The following is a 13,427-nucleotide window of genomic DNA, read 5'->3' as shown; positions in this document are numbered from 1 at the left end:
GCCGGTTTAGAAAAACTGAAATGGCTATGCTGAACCGCGTCCATCTCAACGGCCTGCGCGCCGTCGAAACCGTCGCCCGCCTCGGCTCGCTCGCGGCGGCGGCCGGCGAACTCAACGTCTCGGTCAGCGCCGTCAGCCAGCAGATCAACCGCACTGAAAAGCAGCTCGGACAGGCGCTGTTCGAACGCACCGCAAGCGGGCTGGTGCTGACCGAATTCGGAACGGTTTTTTCCGCCCGGCTGGGCGCCGGTTTTCGCGAGCTGGCGCAGGCGGTGGCGCTGGCCGATGAGGCAAGCCAATGCACGCTGGTGGTTTCGGTGGCGCCGGCCTTCGCCTCGAAATGGCTGCTGCCGCGATTGTCGCGGCATTTCGACCGCCATCCCAACGTGCTGCTGCGCATCGACGCCTCGGTGCGGCTGGCCGATCTCGAGCGCTCCGACATCGACATCGCCATCCGGCTTGGCGACGGCAAATGGCCGGGCGGCCGGGCGGAACTTTTGTTGGCGCAGGAAGTCTTTCCGGTCTGCGCGCCGGTGATCGCCAAGAAACTGAAGTCGATCGAAGACCTGGCGCAGACCTGCGCCATCACCGACGAACGGGCGATGATCAACTGGGAGAGCTGGTTCAAGGCTGCCGGGGCCGAGCCGGTCAGCTTCCGCAAGGGCGCGCGCTTCACCGACCCGATGCTGTGCCTGGAATCGGCGATCGCCGGCCATGGCGTCATGCTCGGCTGGCAATTGCTGGCCGCCGATGCGCTGGCCGACGGCCGCCTCGTCGCGCCTTTCGGCGTGCGGGCGCAGAGCGGCCTCGGCTACTGGCTGGTGACCTCGGCGACCAAGACCGAAAGCCGCAAGGTGCGCGATTTCAAGATCTGGATCCGCGAGGAAATCGCGGCGACCGTGGCGCAGTTTAGCGCGCTGGAAAGCGCTGCCTAGGGCTGTCCGTCGCGACGGTGCTGGAAAGGACAGCCGCGCCGGCCTATGTTGGAACTCTCACTCCCGGACCAAGGCAGGCAGGATCATGACCACACATTCGCGCGGCGTTTCCGCAACGATCGACCCGGTGAAGCTCGACAGGCTGGCGGAAGTCGCCATCAAGGTCGGGCTGCAATTGCAGCCGGGGCAGGATCTGGTGCTGACCTCGTCGATCGCCGCACTGCCGCTGACCAGGCGCATCGTTGAGCACGCTTATAAAGCGGGCGCCGGCCTGGTGACGCCGATCTTCAACGATGACGAGATCACGCTGGCGCGCTTCCGCTACGGCGCGGATGCCGGCTTCGACCGCGCCGCCGGCTGGATGTATGAAGGCATGGCGAAGGCCTTTTCCAACAATGCGGCGCGGCTTGCCGTGCGCGGCGAGGACCCGTCGCTGTTGTCGGCGCAGGACCCGGCGAAAGTGGCGCGCGCCAACAAGGCGAACTCGATGGCCTACCAGCCGGCGCTGGAAAAGATCACCGGCTTCGACATCAACTGGAACATCGTCGCCTACCCGGATCTCGCCTGGGCAAAACAGGTCTTCCCCGGCGATGCCGACGATGTCGCCGTGGTGAAGCTCGCCGATGCGATCTTTTCGGCATCACGGGTCGATGTGGAAGACCCGATCGCAAACTGGACGGCGCACAATGCAGCGCTGCGCGGCCGCACAAAGTGGCTGAACGAGCACAATTTCCATGATCTGCATTTCAGCGGCCCGGGCACCGACCTCACCGTCGGGCTGGCCGATGGCCATGAATGGATGGGCGGCGCCTCGACTGCCAAGAACGGCGTCACCTGCAATCCGAACATCCCGACCGAGGAGGTCTTCACCACGCCGCATGCACGGCGCGTCTCCGGCCGTGTATCCTCGACCAAGCCGCTGTCCTACCAGGGCACGCTGATCGACGATATCTCGGTGCGTTTCGAAGAGGGCAGGATCGTCGAGGCCAAGGCTTCGAAGGGCGAGGACGTGCTGAAGAAAGTGCTCGACACCGACGAGGGTTCGCGCCGGCTCGGCGAGGTGGCGCTGGTGCCGCATTCCTCGCCGATCTCGGCCAGCGGCCTGCTGTTCTTCAACACGCTGTTCGACGAGAACGCCGCCTGCCACATCGCGCTCGGGCAGTGCTATTCAAAATGCTTCGTCGACGGCGCCTCGCTCACCCAGGACGAAATCGCCCAGCGCGGCGGCAACAAGAGTTTTATCCACATCGACTGGATGATCGGCTCCGACAAGATCGACATAGACGGCGTGCACAAGGATGGCCGCAAGGTGCCGGTGATGCGCAAGGGTGAGTGGGCGTAAGCTCGCGGAGGGCGGATGGCCTTCGACCTGACGGTCAAGCGAATTTACGAAGCACCCGCGCCCGATGATGGGCAGCGGGTGCTGGTTGATCGCATCTGGCCGCGCGGCATCAGCAAGGAGGATGCCGCGCTGACGCTGTGGCTGAAGGAGATCGCGCCGAGCGATGAATTGCGGAGGTGGTTCGGACATGAGCCGGCGCGATGGGCGGAGTTTCAGGTGCGGTATTCGGTCGAGCTGGATGGGAATAGAGAAGCGGTGGCGAAACTGCGTGGCTTGCTCGGCAAGGCCAAGGTGACGCTGCTTTATGGCGCACATGACGAGGCGCATAACAATGCGGTGGCGTTGGCGGGGTATTTGCGCTGGACGGGTTGAGAGACAGCGACCGCTGCATACGCCGCAAGCGAAAGCCTTCACAATTAGCGATCGCCCTCCACGCGTTCGTCATCCTCGTGTCTGCGCTGCGTCGCTTCGCTCCTTGCTACGCCATAGGCTGACGAGGCAGGGCTACGCTACTTCACCACCCCTTCATAAGCCTCCGGCTTGAACCCCACCAAAATCTCATCCCCGACCTCGAGCACCGGGCGCTTGATCATCGTCGGGTTGGCCAGCATCAGCTTCCTGGCCTTCTTCTCGTCGAGCCCTTGCTTGTGCTTGTCGGGCAGTTCGCGGAAGGTCGTGCTGCCCTTGTTGAGCAGCTTTTCCCAGCCAACCTTGCCGATCCATCCATCCAGTCTGCCCGCGTCGATCCCCTCGGCCCGGTAGTCGTGAAAACGGTAAGGCACATCGTGGCCCTCCAGCCAGGTGCGCGCCTTCCTGATCGTGTCGCAGGTGGTGATGCCGTACATGGTGATCGTCAAAACGCACTTCCCTTGGGCTGGTGGTCGAATCCGCCGGACAGCCTAAAACCGTCCTTCCCGCTTTGCCAGCACCCCGGTCACATCAGCCCATTTTTAGGGCTTGCCAATACTAAGGAATTTTCCTAAGTATCTTTCTATACCCGTCGACGGACCTCAGGATCGCCCATGCCAAGCCTCCACGCCCCAACTACAAGTCTCCCGCCGATCGACGGCATCTTCCGCGCGCTGGCTGACCCGACGCGGCGGCGCGTGGTCGAGCGGTTGAACCGCAGTCCCGCCTCGGTCAGCGAGTTGGCGCAGCCTTTCGAGATGGCGCTGCCTTCCTTCATCGAGCATCTGAAAGTGCTGGAAGGCTGCGGACTGGTGCGATCGGAAAAAATCGGCCGCACCAGGACCTATCAGCTGGCGCCCGAACCGCTGCAGCTCGCCGAAAACTGGCTGGCCGAACAGCGCACGCTGTGGGAGCGCCGACTCGATCAATTTGACGCCTATGTGATGAGCCTCAAGGAGCAAGAAAAGTGAGCTATCCCTTCAAGCCCGACCCCAGACTGGACCTTGTGCTGGAGCGCAAGCTCGACGCGCCGCGCGAACTCTTGTGGAGCGCGATGACGGTGCCGGAGCATGTCAAGCAATGGTTCACGCCCAAGCCCTGGCTGATCACCGATTGCGAGATCGACCTTCGTCCGGGCGGACTGTTCCGGACGCGCATGCAATCGCCCGACGGCAAGGAGGTCAACGACCGCCATTGCTGCTATCTCGAGATCGTGCCGAACGAGCGGCTGGTGTGGACCGATGCGCTGCTGCCGGGCTATCGGCCCTCGGGCGAGCCCTTCATCACCGCAGTCATTTCGCTTCAGTCGGATGACAAGGGCACGCGCTACACGGCAACGGCCATCCATCGCGACCAGGCTACCCGCAACAATCATGAAGAGATGGGGTTCTTCGACGGCTGGGGCACGGTGGCCGATCAGTTGGCGCAGTATGTGAAGACCATTTGAGCTTTTCCCACTGCGGCCAGGACTTTGTCCCGGCCGCCTGGTTTTTGGGTCGTGCAGCGAAGTGCGCCGGAACCCTACGGCACCCGGGCTCAGTAGTAGAAGCGCTCTTCGGTGATCTTGCCGTTCTTGACCGTGTACAGGCCAACCTCGTCCATGGTGACCCGTTCGCCGGTCGCCTTGGGCGTTATGTCGAACTTGAAGCGCACCGCGAACTGGTCGCCGTTGACATAGGGGCCTTCGACAGAGCCGCCATGGACTTCGTGGTTCTCTTGCCACCATTCGCCCTTTTGCCTGAGAGCCTCCTTGCCACGGGCGATGGCCATCGGCCCCTCCATGGCTTCGAGGCTGACGATATCATCGGCATTGTACTTTTCACCAGCACCCAGGTGATCCCCCTGCTGGAGCATTTCAGTGAAATCCTTGGCAACATCCGCGATGGTCATGTGTGTTCCTCCTGTTCAGACTGGTTTGAAGTAGGGAAGCGCTTGCCGGCCCGCCACCTTTACCCGCACGACAGCTGACAAGGTGTGTCAGGACGATGATATAGCGCGGCTGTGTGACGACGATTGCGGCGGCGTCGGACAGCGACTTCGGTTGCAGACAAAAGCCAATTCCGCAATGCTGGGTGCATGTGCAACCTCTACAACATCACGACGACGCAAGAGGCGGTCCGCCAATGGACCCGCACATTGCGCGATATCAGCGGCAACCTCGAACCTTCGCTTGATGTCTATCCCAATCAACCTGGGCTTGTCGTTCGCAACAGGACGGATGGGGAGCGTGAACTGGCGAAACTGCTTTGGGGTTTGCCAACGCCGCCCGAGCGCATGAAAGGTAAGGCCGACTACGGCACCACCAACGTTCGCAATCCGCAATATTCGCACTGGCAGCAATATTTGGGCGTCGAGCACAGATGTGTCGTGCCGGTGACCAGCTTTGCCGAGCCCAGCCCTGCGGCGAACGATAAAGACCCGGAAACAGGAATCCAGCGAAATTACTGGTTTGCCCGTGGCGAGAGCCGGCCGCTGTTCTTCTTCGCTGGTTTCTGGACGTCTTGGCAGGGCGTGCGAAAGGTCAAGGACGGTCCCGGCGACTTCGAGCTATACGCCTTCATGACCACCAAGCCTAATGCTCTCATTGCGCCGATACATGAGAAGGCTATGCCCGTGATCCTCACCACGCCGGAGGAAACCGAGGCTTGGCTGACGGCGCCATGGTCGGAAGCACGGCGTTTGCAGCGGACGGCGCCCAACGACGCGTTGGTGATCGTTGAGAAGCCAGCCACACAGATCAAGTTCCCACCACAGGCCCCGGCCCAAGGGTCTCTGTTTTAGCCCGAAATCGGCTCTCCTCAATCGTCGTCTCGCCAGATTACCCGGCGAACCATGCGGATTTCGACAAGACGTCTGACGCGAATTTTAAGGCGTTCAGCAGCGCTTGGCAGAATGATGCCTGCATCGAGCTCACGACCTTTGCAGCGCTCGCACCGCATGTGCCGCTCCACATCCCAAAAGGGGATATCACCAACCAGCTTTGCGAGATCGCCAGGCAGATAGTGTCGAGTGATGTTGCAGTTCCGACATCGAACACGAATTAGCTGCCCGACTTCATGCGCCAAGCAGAGGGTTTGCACATTTCGGCGCGGTCGGGTGCTTAGTTCGGGCATCCCGCAAAGTAGGAATATGTTCCTTTGCGAGTCAATTCACACTTAATTCCACCTTGGCGATCTTCACAGCAGGTTAAATCCAACCGTCGATGAAGGGATTGGGTTGGATCAGCTTCGCAGCATAGGGCAGTTGGCACCACGGCGCAGGCTGATATGCGCCACGTCGCCGACGCTGAATTGAAAGCCCTCGGCCTGGCGCGGCGCATCGATCACCACCGGCAATCCCTGCCCCAGCTCAGCATGCAGCCGCAGCGTGCGGCCGTGGAAGACGATGGAGTTGACGCGCGCCGGCGCGGTGCCGGCGGCGGCATCGGTGGTGGCCAGCAAGTCCTCGGGGCGAACGCCGATGGTGCGCTCAGTGCCTTCGCCGGGTGTGTCGCCGGTTTCAGATGTTGCTTCCAGCGAAAGCCCGCCAGCGGCGAAGCGCAGGCGGTCGCCGTCGCGGCCGATGAAGCGCGATTGCAAGAGGTTCATGGTGCCGATGAAGCTTGCGACGAATTTCGTCGCCGGCCGGTCGTAAAGCGTAGCCGGCGGCGCGATCTGCTCGATGCGGCCCTTGTTCATGACGACGATGCGGTCGGAGATCGACAGCGCTTCGGTCTGGTCGTGGGTGACCATGACGAAGGTGGTGCCGAGCCGCGACTGCAGCCGCTTCAGTTCGACCTGCATCTGTTCGCGCAGATGCGCATCGAGCGCCGACAGCGGTTCATCGAGCAACAGAACGCGCGGCTCGCAGACTATGGCTCGGGCGAGCGCGACGCGCTGGCGCTGGCCACCCGACAGTTCGGAAACGCGGGCGCCGAGCTTGTCGGCGAGGCCGACCATGTCGAGGGCTTCGCGGACGCGCTTTGCCTGCTCGGCGCCGGACAGTTTGCGCAGCGACAGGCCGAAGCCGACATTCTCGGCGACGTTCATATGCGGGAACAGCGCATAATCCTGGAACACGGTGTTGACGGGACGGTCGAACGGCCTGAGCGCGGTGATGTCGCGACCATCGAGCAGCACCTTGCCGCTCGACGGGCTCTCGAAACCGGCAATGACGCGCAGGCTGGTGGTCTTGCCGCAGCCCGAGGGCCCGAGCAGGGTGATGAACTCGCCGCTGATAATGTCGAGATCGACGGCGTCGAGCCCGACAATGCCGCCGGGGAAAACCTTCGAGACCGTGTCCAGGCGTACCAGCGCATCAGGCGCCATCGCGAACCTCGGACGGCTTGGTGGTGTTGACCCAGAGGATCTGGCAAGGCTCGGTGCCGGGATTGCGGAAGGCGTGCAGAAGCGTGCTCTTGAAGGCAAAGGAGTCGCCGCTCTTCAGCACGTATTTTGTCGAGTCCACCACCAGTTCGACCTCGCCCGACAGGACATAGCCGAACTCGTGACCGATATGCGCATAGGCTTCCGCCGTGCCGCCATCGGCTTCCACGGTCACCAAGAGGCCGGTCAGCGCCGCGCCCGGCGGCGACAGCAGCGCCTTGGCGATGCCTTCCGACTTGACCGGGAGCTGCCGCCTTTTGTCGGCGCGCACGCAATAGAGATCGTTGGCGGCTTCGTTGCCGTCGGTGATCAGCGCCGAAGGCTCGATGTCGAGAGCGGCGGCCAGCGGCCAGATCACCTTGACGCGCAGCGAAGACAGGCCGCGCTCGATCTGGCTCAGCGCCCCAATCGACACGCCGGCTTTTGCCGCAAGCTCGGCCAACGACAAATTGCGCTCCAGCCGCAGCGCCCGCACGCGCCGGCCGACGCGAATGTCGGCGTCGGCCTTTGGTTTCTCGGTTGCGTCGTCAAGCATGTCCATGCGTGGGTCCCTGTAACTGTCCTATTGGCGCGGCGCAGCGCCGAAGAGCTCCCCCTTCTCCCCTTGTGGGAGAAGGTGTCGCCGAAGGCGACGGATGAGGGNCACCCCTCATCCGTCTCGGCGCTGCGCGCCGATCCACCTTCTCCCACAAGGGGAGAAGGTGAGGTCTGCGCTGCTCACCCCCCGGCCTTCACTTTCTCGAACATCTTCGCCACATCGTCGTTCTGCTTCATCGGGCCGGTGAAGATGGTGGTCTTCAGCATCACCTCCGGGTCCGCCGGCAATTGCAGCTTGTCCAGTTCGTCCTTCGCCACGCCGGCGAAGGCGGTGCTGAGCGAGCTGCCATAGCCGTAGGCCTGGATCAGGTACTTACCCGAGTCGGCGTCGAGCCGGCTGTTGATGAAGTCATAGGCGAGGTCGACGTTTTTGGCGTCCTTGAGCATGACGAAGCCGCAGGCCCAGGTCAGCATGCCCTCCTTCGGCTTCATGAACTCGACCGGCACGCCCTGCTTCTTCAGCGAGGTTGCCGACGCGTTCCAGGTCATGGCGGCGACCAGCTGGCCGCTGGCCAGCGCCTGTTCGACCGAGGTCATGTCGGTGGTGTAGTTGGAGAGGAGGGGACGCTGCTCGCGCAACTTTTCCGCCACCTTGTCCATCTGCTCGGGCGTCATGTCGAAGGGGTTTACGCCGGCCAGAAGTGCGGCAACGATCGGGGTGTCATGCACGGCATCGATGGTCGCCATGCGGCCGGCATATTGCTTGTCCCACAGAAGGTTCCAGCTCGCTTCCGGGTTCTTCACCAGATCGGTGCGGTAGAGGATCGAGGTGTTGCCCCAATCCCACGGCACCATCCAGACCTTGCCGTCGCCGGCCTGGATGTCGGGCAGGTTCTTGAACACCGGGAAGATCGAATCCCAGTTCTTGATGCGCTTGGTATCGATCGGCTGCAGCAGGCCTTCCTTGTTCCAGCGCGCCACCTTGTCGTAGCAGGGATGGGCGATATCGGGGCGGAAGCCGGCCTTGACCTTGGTGAAGGCATCGTCGTCGTCGCCGAAGATCGAGGCCTCGACGCCATCGGGATGGGCCGTCAGGAAGCTCTTGTTGAAGTCGGGCAGCTCGTACCCCGACCAGGTGAAATATTGCAGCTTGTCGGCGGCGAAGGCGACAGTCGACGACAGGACGATTGCAAGCGCGGCAAGCCCGGTGCGGGCTGTCTTTGCAGTGATCGATTTCGGGCCAGTGATCGATTTCAGCCCAGTAATTGATTTCGGGTCGAATGCCATTTCGGTTCTCCTCTTTATGGTTCAGGCTGGACTGGTGGGCGCCGNCGGGCTGTGCTCAGCCCGCGATGGCGCAGGATTTCGGCGATGCCGGCGATGATGACGGACACAGCAAGGATAGCTGTCCCCAGCGCCATCACGGTCGGCAGCGAGCGAGGAAAACGCAGTTGGCTCCAGATGTAGAGCGGCAGCGTCGGCTCGGTGCCGGCGAGGAAGAAGACGACGATGAACTCGTCGAAGGAAATCAGAAAGGCCAGCATGAAGGCCGAGACGATGGCCGGCAGCGAGAGCGGCAACATCACCCGCCGGAAGGTCGTCCAGTCGGAAGCGCCGAGATCGAGTGCGGCCTCGCGAATGGTTTTCGGAATTGCGGCAAACCGGCTGCGCATGATCACCACGGTGGTCGGCAGCGCCACCAGTATGTGGCCGAGAACGATGGCGATGCGCGACGGGCCGAGGCCGATGAGATTGACGAGGATCAGCAACGATATGCCGACGATGACGCCGGGGATCAGGATCGGCAGCCTGGAGATGGCGCTGATGGTGGCGGCGAGCGGCGAACGACCGTAGAGGTCCATATAGGAGACGGTGATGCCGCAGAGCGTGGCGCCGGCGGCGGCCACGACGCCAATGACGAGACTGTTCAAAAGCGCGCCGGACAGCGCCGGATTGCCATAGAGCGTGGCATACCATTCGAGCGTGAAGCCCTGCAGCGGAAACGCGGCCTGGATGGAGTTGTTGAAGGAAAACAGCGGGATCAACAGCACCGGCAGATAGAGGAAGACGAGATAGGCAAGCACATAGACGCCGAGCCAGCCGCGGCCATCATCTCTCCGCGCCGCGCTCATGTGCGGCTGCCGAATTTGCGGTCGGCGCCGCGTGCGACCAGCACCACGCAGAGGATGACCAGCATCACGCAGACTGAAAGTGCCGCCCCGAACGGCCAGTCATTGGCCTTGCCGAACTGCGACTGGATCAATGTGCCGATCATGGTGCTGGCGGGACCGCCGACCATGGCCGGGGTGACATAGTCGCCGACCGTCGGCACAAAGACGACGAGGGCGGCCGCCAGAACGCCCGGCATCGAATTGGGCAAGACGACGCGGCGAAACGCCGTGAACGGTCTGGCGCCGAGATCGGAGGCGGCTTCGAGCAGTGATTTCGGGATGGTGTCCAGCGCCACATAGATCGGCAGGATGGCGAAGGGCGCATAGGCATGCGCCAGCGTGACGACCACCGCCGCCGGCGTGTTGAGGAAGGCCAGCGTCGGCTCCGACCAGATGCCGCTTTCGATCAGCGCCGAGTTCAAGACGCCGTTGTAGGCGAGCACGATCTTCCAGGCGAAGACGCGCAGGAGATAGCTGGTCCAGAACGGCAGGGTCACCAGAAACAAAAGCAGGCTGCGGCGGCGGCCGGCATGGAAGGCGAGATAGTAGGCGACGGGATAGGCGGTGACGACGGTCGCCAGCGTCACCAGGCCGGCGATCACCAGCGAGCGCAGCGTCACTGTCCAGTAGAGCGGATCGGAGACCACGGTGATGAAGTTGCCTGCCGTAAAGCCGGCGCCGAGCAGCGAACCGTCATTGCCGCGCAAGGCGAGGAACAGCACGAGGCCGAGCGCAAACAGGATCAGGAAGAAGGTGACCAGCCCGCCCGGCAGCAACATGGCGAAGCGGAAGCCCCGGGCGGAGCCTGCTGGCGCTTCAGACGCAACGACGGTCGACATCAGGCTGCTCAATGGAAATATGAAATCGACTTAGCTTTTTTCATATTCATGAAACTGTCAAGCTGAATCCACGAGGCCTAAACGGCCGGCGCGCAATCAGCGCTCGAAGGCGTCGAGCATGCGGTACCAGGCGATCGTCGCGGCGACGCCGATCTGGCGAAAGGCGTGGAACGGAATCGGCCGGATCGGCGACAGCGGGAACGGCAATTGCGCTGCCTCACCGTTTGCCAAATAGCCCGCCATGCGTTTTCCCAGCGCGGTCATCATGCCGACGCCCCTGCCCTGGCAACCGACCACGGCGAGCAGGCCCTTTTCCGGCTCATGGATGTGCGGCAGGTGATCCGGTGTCATCGCCACGCGGCCGAACCAGCGCTTCTCGATGACGACATCGGAGAGCGCCGGATAGAGCCGCACCAGCGCGCGCTGCAGATGCGCCCAGTCGGCCTCGCTCCTCGGCCGCGCCATGCGGCCGCGGCCGCCAAGCACCAGATGGCCGTCGGCTGTTTTGCGGTAGTAGACGAGAATGCGCCTGGAGTCGGACACCGCCTGCCCTTCCGGCAGGATCGTCGCCGCAAGGTTGGATGACAGCGGTGCGGTCGCGACCTGGAAGGAATGCAGCGGCACGATCGTTTCGGCGAGGCCCGGAAGCAGTCCATCGGTATAGGCGTTCGTCGCCAGGACAACCGCTTTCGCCCGCACCTCGGCGCCGCTTTCGGTTGAGACACGCCAAAGGCCGGCCTCCTTGCGGAGTTTCACCACCTTCTGCCGCTCGGCAATGCTGGCGCCGGCGGCGGCGGCGATGCGCGCCAGTTCCACTGTATAGGCGAGCGGATCGATGATGCCGGCGCGGCGGTCGAGCCAGCCGCCGAGATAGCCTTGCGCGCCGGTCATAGCGGCGATCTCGCTTTCATTCAGAAGCCGGACATCGGCGCCACGCGCCCGCCATTGACGATCCCTGTTCGCCGCCGCTTTCAATGCGGTTTCGGTATGCGCGGCCTGGATCCAGCCATTGCGGGTGAACGGCACCGCCAGCTTTTCGTCTTGGATGAGATCGAACACCGTATCCGCCGTCGAGGCGGCGAAATCGACCAGCGCTTGGCCACGCTCGGGGCCGAAATGCTCGAGCAGCCATTCGGGATCATATTTCAGGCCGGGAATGACCTGGCCGCCATTGAGGCCCGAGGCGCCCTGCCCGATCTCGCCAGCCTCCAGCACCTGTACACCGAGACCGAGCCGGGCTGCGTGCAAGGCGGTCGACAGGCCCATGAAGCCGCCGCCGACGATGGCAACGTCGACCGGCGCAGTGACGAGCAACTGGAAGGCGGATGCGGTCTGCGGCTTCTGCCAGATCGGAACGGAAAACGGTGCGGGCAAGGCTTCACCTGGAGTATGCGGAAAATGAAAATTCTAGTGCCAGTTTCATTTTTTTGAAAGAGCGGGCCTCATGTCAGAACCGACAATTGCCTGCGCCACGGGATAGACCTTTGGCGTGAATCCGGTGAAAGTGCAGCGGCCCAGCTGCCATCTCGATCATCAAAGGACCGTAAGCCATGAAGAACCCAACGCAGCTTCCCGCCGACGGGCTCTTCATCGGCCGAGCCAGGGCAAGCGATGCCTCGCATCCGCTGGTGGTCACCGTGCGCGACGGCATCGTTTTCGACATCACTTCGACCACCGCACCCACCGTGCGCGACATTTGCGAGATGGCCGATCCGGCCCGACACGTGCGCTCAGCCAAAGGCGAACCGGTCGGCTCGCTCGACGCGATCGCCGCCAACAGTTTTCAGGCCACCCGCGATCCGGCAAAACCCTATCTGCTCTCGCCTGTCGACCTGCAGGCGGTGAAGGCGTCGGGCGTGACCTTCGTGGTCAGCCTGCTCGAACGCGTCATCGAGGAGCAGGCGCGCGGCTCGGCGGAAAAGGCCGACGCCATCCGCGCCGACATTGCCGGGCTGATCGGCCACGATCTGTCGAAGCTGAAGCCCGGCTCGCCTGAGGCGATGGAGATCAAGGCCAAGCTCATCCAGCGCGGCGCCTGGTCGCAATATCTGGAAGTCGGCATCGGCCCCGACGCCGAGATCTTCACCAAATGCCAGCCGATGGCGTCCGTCGGCTTCGGCGCCGATGTCGGGCTGCATCCTGTCTCCACCTGGAACAACCCCGAGCCGGAGATCGCCATGATCGCCGCCAGCACCGGCAAGATCGTCGGCGCGACCATCGGCAACGACGTCAATCTGCGCGACGTCGAGGGACGCTCGGCGCTGCTGCTCGGCAAGGCCAAGGACAACAATGCCTCGGCCTCGCTTGGGCCCTTCATCCGGTTGTTCGACGCAAGCTTTTCCATCGACGATGTCAAGCGCGCCACTGTGCGGCTGAAGGTCGAGGGCGAGGACGGGTTTTCGCTGGAGGGCGCGAGCTCGATGGCCGAGATCAGCCGTTCGCCCGAAGAGCTGGTCGCGGCCGCCATGGGGCCGCACCACCAGTATCCCGACGGCTTGGCGCTTTATCTCGGCACCATGTTCGTGCCGTCGAAGGATCGCGGCGAGAAGGGCAAGGGATTCACCCACAAGATCGGCGACATCGTCACCATCTCGTCAGAGAAATTCGGCGCGCTGGTGAACCGCGTGCTTCTGTCGCCCGATTGCCCGCACTGGACCTACGGCGCCAGCCATCTCATGCGGGACCTCGCCAAGGCCGACCTGATCTGATTTCGGAGCAGCCAGGACGAACGGATAGCCGATAAACGTTCCTATCCGGTCCCTGTAAGCCGTTTGTTAGCGGAATCCGGGTGACTGTATCGGAAATTCGCTCCAGGATCGGGGCGCGGTCTG

General features: G+C 63.1%; 15 protein-coding genes. 7 read left to right on the top strand and 8 right to left on the bottom strand.

What is annotated here, in order from left to right:
- Window positions 1-20: 20 nt before the first annotated feature.
- From X757_RS150375 to X757_RS150385, 3 genes are all read left to right on the top strand, one after another.
- Window positions 21-935 (top strand): LysR substrate-binding domain-containing protein, encoded by a 915-nt coding sequence (locus tag X757_RS150375; protein ID WP_023687096.1) that lies wholly within the window; start codon window positions 21-23, stop codon window positions 933-935.
- A gap of 85 nt (window positions 936-1,020) precedes the next feature.
- Window positions 1,021-2,277 (top strand): aminopeptidase, encoded by a 1,257-nt coding sequence (locus tag X757_RS150380; protein ID WP_023684389.1) that lies wholly within the window; start codon window positions 1,021-1,023, stop codon window positions 2,275-2,277.
- A gap of 15 nt (window positions 2,278-2,292) precedes the next feature.
- On the top strand, window positions 2,293-2,649 hold the full coding sequence (locus X757_RS150385) for a DUF488 domain-containing protein (RefSeq protein ID WP_023704867.1): 357 nt from the start codon (window positions 2,293-2,295) through the stop codon (window positions 2,647-2,649).
- Between the two features lie 137 nt (window positions 2,650-2,786).
- Here the strand turns inward: X757_RS150385 and X757_RS150390 are convergent, their stop codons facing one another.
- Entirely contained in the window at window positions 2,787-3,134 is a 348-nt protein-coding gene (locus X757_RS150390) for an ArsC family reductase (RefSeq protein WP_023692123.1), read from the bottom strand.
- A 165-nt stretch (window positions 3,135-3,299) separates the two neighbouring features.
- Between X757_RS150390 and X757_RS150395 the strand changes: the two genes are divergently transcribed.
- Both X757_RS150395 and X757_RS150400 read left to right on the top strand, forming a co-directional pair.
- On the top strand, window positions 3,300-3,656 hold the full coding sequence (locus tag X757_RS150395) for a helix-turn-helix transcriptional regulator (RefSeq protein WP_023687094.1): 357 nt from the start codon (window positions 3,300-3,302) through the stop codon (window positions 3,654-3,656).
- Window positions 3,653-4,132 carry an SRPBCC family protein gene (locus X757_RS150400; protein WP_023726386.1) on the top strand — a complete coding sequence of 160 codons (480 nt, stop codon included), beginning with the start codon at window positions 3,653-3,655 and terminating at the stop codon, window positions 4,130-4,132. Before X757_RS150395 ends, X757_RS150400 begins: the two co-directional genes overlap by 4 nt.
- A gap of 89 nt (window positions 4,133-4,221) precedes the next feature.
- Here X757_RS150400 and X757_RS150405 read toward each other — a convergent pair whose 3' ends face one another.
- Window positions 4,222-4,575 (bottom strand): nuclear transport factor 2 family protein, encoded by a 354-nt coding sequence (locus X757_RS150405; protein ID WP_023684393.1) that lies wholly within the window; start codon window positions 4,573-4,575, stop codon window positions 4,222-4,224.
- A 186-nt stretch (window positions 4,576-4,761) separates the two neighbouring features.
- Between X757_RS150405 and X757_RS150410 the strand changes: the two genes are divergently transcribed.
- The gene (locus X757_RS150410; RefSeq protein WP_023726385.1) at window positions 4,762-5,466 is read left to right on the top strand and encodes an SOS response-associated peptidase; all 705 of its coding nucleotides are present in this window, start codon (window positions 4,762-4,764) and stop codon (window positions 5,464-5,466) included.
- 440 nt (window positions 5,467-5,906) lie between these two features.
- Here the strand turns inward: X757_RS150410 and X757_RS150415 are convergent, their stop codons facing one another.
- From X757_RS150415 to X757_RS150440, 6 genes are all read right to left on the bottom strand, one after another.
- Window positions 5,907-6,992, bottom strand: coding sequence for an ABC transporter ATP-binding protein (locus tag X757_RS150415; protein WP_023684395.1), 1,086 nt, complete (start codon window positions 6,990-6,992; stop codon window positions 5,907-5,909).
- A complete protein-coding gene (locus tag X757_RS150420) occupies window positions 6,982-7,590 on the bottom strand; it encodes a helix-turn-helix domain-containing protein (protein ID WP_023687089.1) in 609 nt (202 codons plus the stop codon). Before X757_RS150420 ends, X757_RS150415 begins: the two co-directional genes overlap by 11 nt.
- A 176-nt stretch (window positions 7,591-7,766) precedes the next feature.
- Window positions 7,767-8,873, bottom strand: coding sequence for an ABC transporter substrate-binding protein (locus tag X757_RS150425; protein WP_023668506.1), 1,107 nt, complete (start codon window positions 8,871-8,873; stop codon window positions 7,767-7,769).
- A 14-nt stretch (window positions 8,874-8,887) separates the two neighbouring features.
- On the bottom strand, window positions 8,888-9,718 hold the full coding sequence (locus X757_RS150430; RefSeq protein WP_023726384.1) for an ABC transporter permease: 831 nt from the start codon (window positions 9,716-9,718) through the stop codon (window positions 8,888-8,890).
- Window positions 9,715-10,596 carry an ABC transporter permease gene (locus tag X757_RS150435; RefSeq protein WP_023687088.1) on the bottom strand — a complete coding sequence of 294 codons (882 nt, stop codon included), beginning with the start codon at window positions 10,594-10,596 and terminating at the stop codon, window positions 9,715-9,717. Before X757_RS150435 ends, X757_RS150430 begins: the two co-directional genes overlap by 4 nt.
- A gap of 96 nt (window positions 10,597-10,692) precedes the next feature.
- A complete protein-coding gene (locus X757_RS150440) occupies window positions 10,693-11,970 on the bottom strand; it encodes an FAD-binding oxidoreductase (RefSeq protein ID WP_023726383.1) in 1,278 nt (425 codons plus the stop codon).
- A 176-nt stretch (window positions 11,971-12,146) separates the two neighbouring features.
- On the opposite strand from X757_RS150440, the gene X757_RS150445 reads away from it, so the two are divergent.
- A complete protein-coding gene (locus tag X757_RS150445) occupies window positions 12,147-13,304 on the top strand; it encodes a fumarylacetoacetate hydrolase family protein (protein ID WP_023726382.1) in 1,158 nt (385 codons plus the stop codon).
- The last annotated feature ends 123 nt before the right edge of the window (window positions 13,305-13,427 follow it).

Source organism: Mesorhizobium sp. LSHC412B00, from assembly GCF_000503035.1.
Lineage (GTDB): Bacteria > Pseudomonadota > Alphaproteobacteria > Rhizobiales > Rhizobiaceae > Mesorhizobium.
Note: the sequence above shows the minus strand (reverse complement) of the source record. Positions and strands in the feature narration are given on the sequence as shown.

Excerpts from the sequence above, each read along its gene's own strand:
- X757_RS150420 (WP_023687089.1), bottom strand. The coding sequence starts at position 7,590 with ATGGACATGCTTGACGACGCAACCGAGAAACCAAAGGCCGACGCCGAC.
- X757_RS150395 (WP_023687094.1), top strand. The coding sequence starts at position 3,300 with ATGCCAAGCCTCCACGCCCCAACTACAAGTCTCCCGCCGATCGACGGC.
- X757_RS150415 (WP_023684395.1), bottom strand. The coding sequence starts at position 6,992 with ATGGCGCCTGATGCGCTGGTACGCCTGGACACGGTCTCGAAGGTTTTC.
- X757_RS150410 (WP_023726385.1), top strand. The coding sequence starts at position 4,762 with ATGTGCAACCTCTACAACATCACGACGACGCAAGAGGCGGTCCGCCAA.
- X757_RS150425 (WP_023668506.1), bottom strand. The coding sequence starts at position 8,873 with ATGGCATTCGACCCGAAATCAATTACTGGGCTGAAATCGATCACTGGC.
- X757_RS150380 (WP_023684389.1), top strand. The coding sequence starts at position 1,021 with ATGACCACACATTCGCGCGGCGTTTCCGCAACGATCGACCCGGTGAAG.
- X757_RS150375 (WP_023687096.1), top strand. The coding sequence starts at position 21 with ATGGCTATGCTGAACCGCGTCCATCTCAACGGCCTGCGCGCCGTCGAA.
- X757_RS150435 (WP_023687088.1), bottom strand. The coding sequence starts at position 10,596 with ATGTCGACCGTCGTTGCGTCTGAAGCGCCAGCAGGCTCCGCCCGGGGC.
- X757_RS150405 (WP_023684393.1), bottom strand. The coding sequence starts at position 4,575 with ATGACCATCGCGGATGTTGCCAAGGATTTCACTGAAATGCTCCAGCAG.
- X757_RS150445 (WP_023726382.1), top strand. The coding sequence starts at position 12,147 with ATGAAGAACCCAACGCAGCTTCCCGCCGACGGGCTCTTCATCGGCCGA.
- X757_RS150385 (WP_023704867.1), top strand. The coding sequence starts at position 2,293 with ATGGCCTTCGACCTGACGGTCAAGCGAATTTACGAAGCACCCGCGCCC.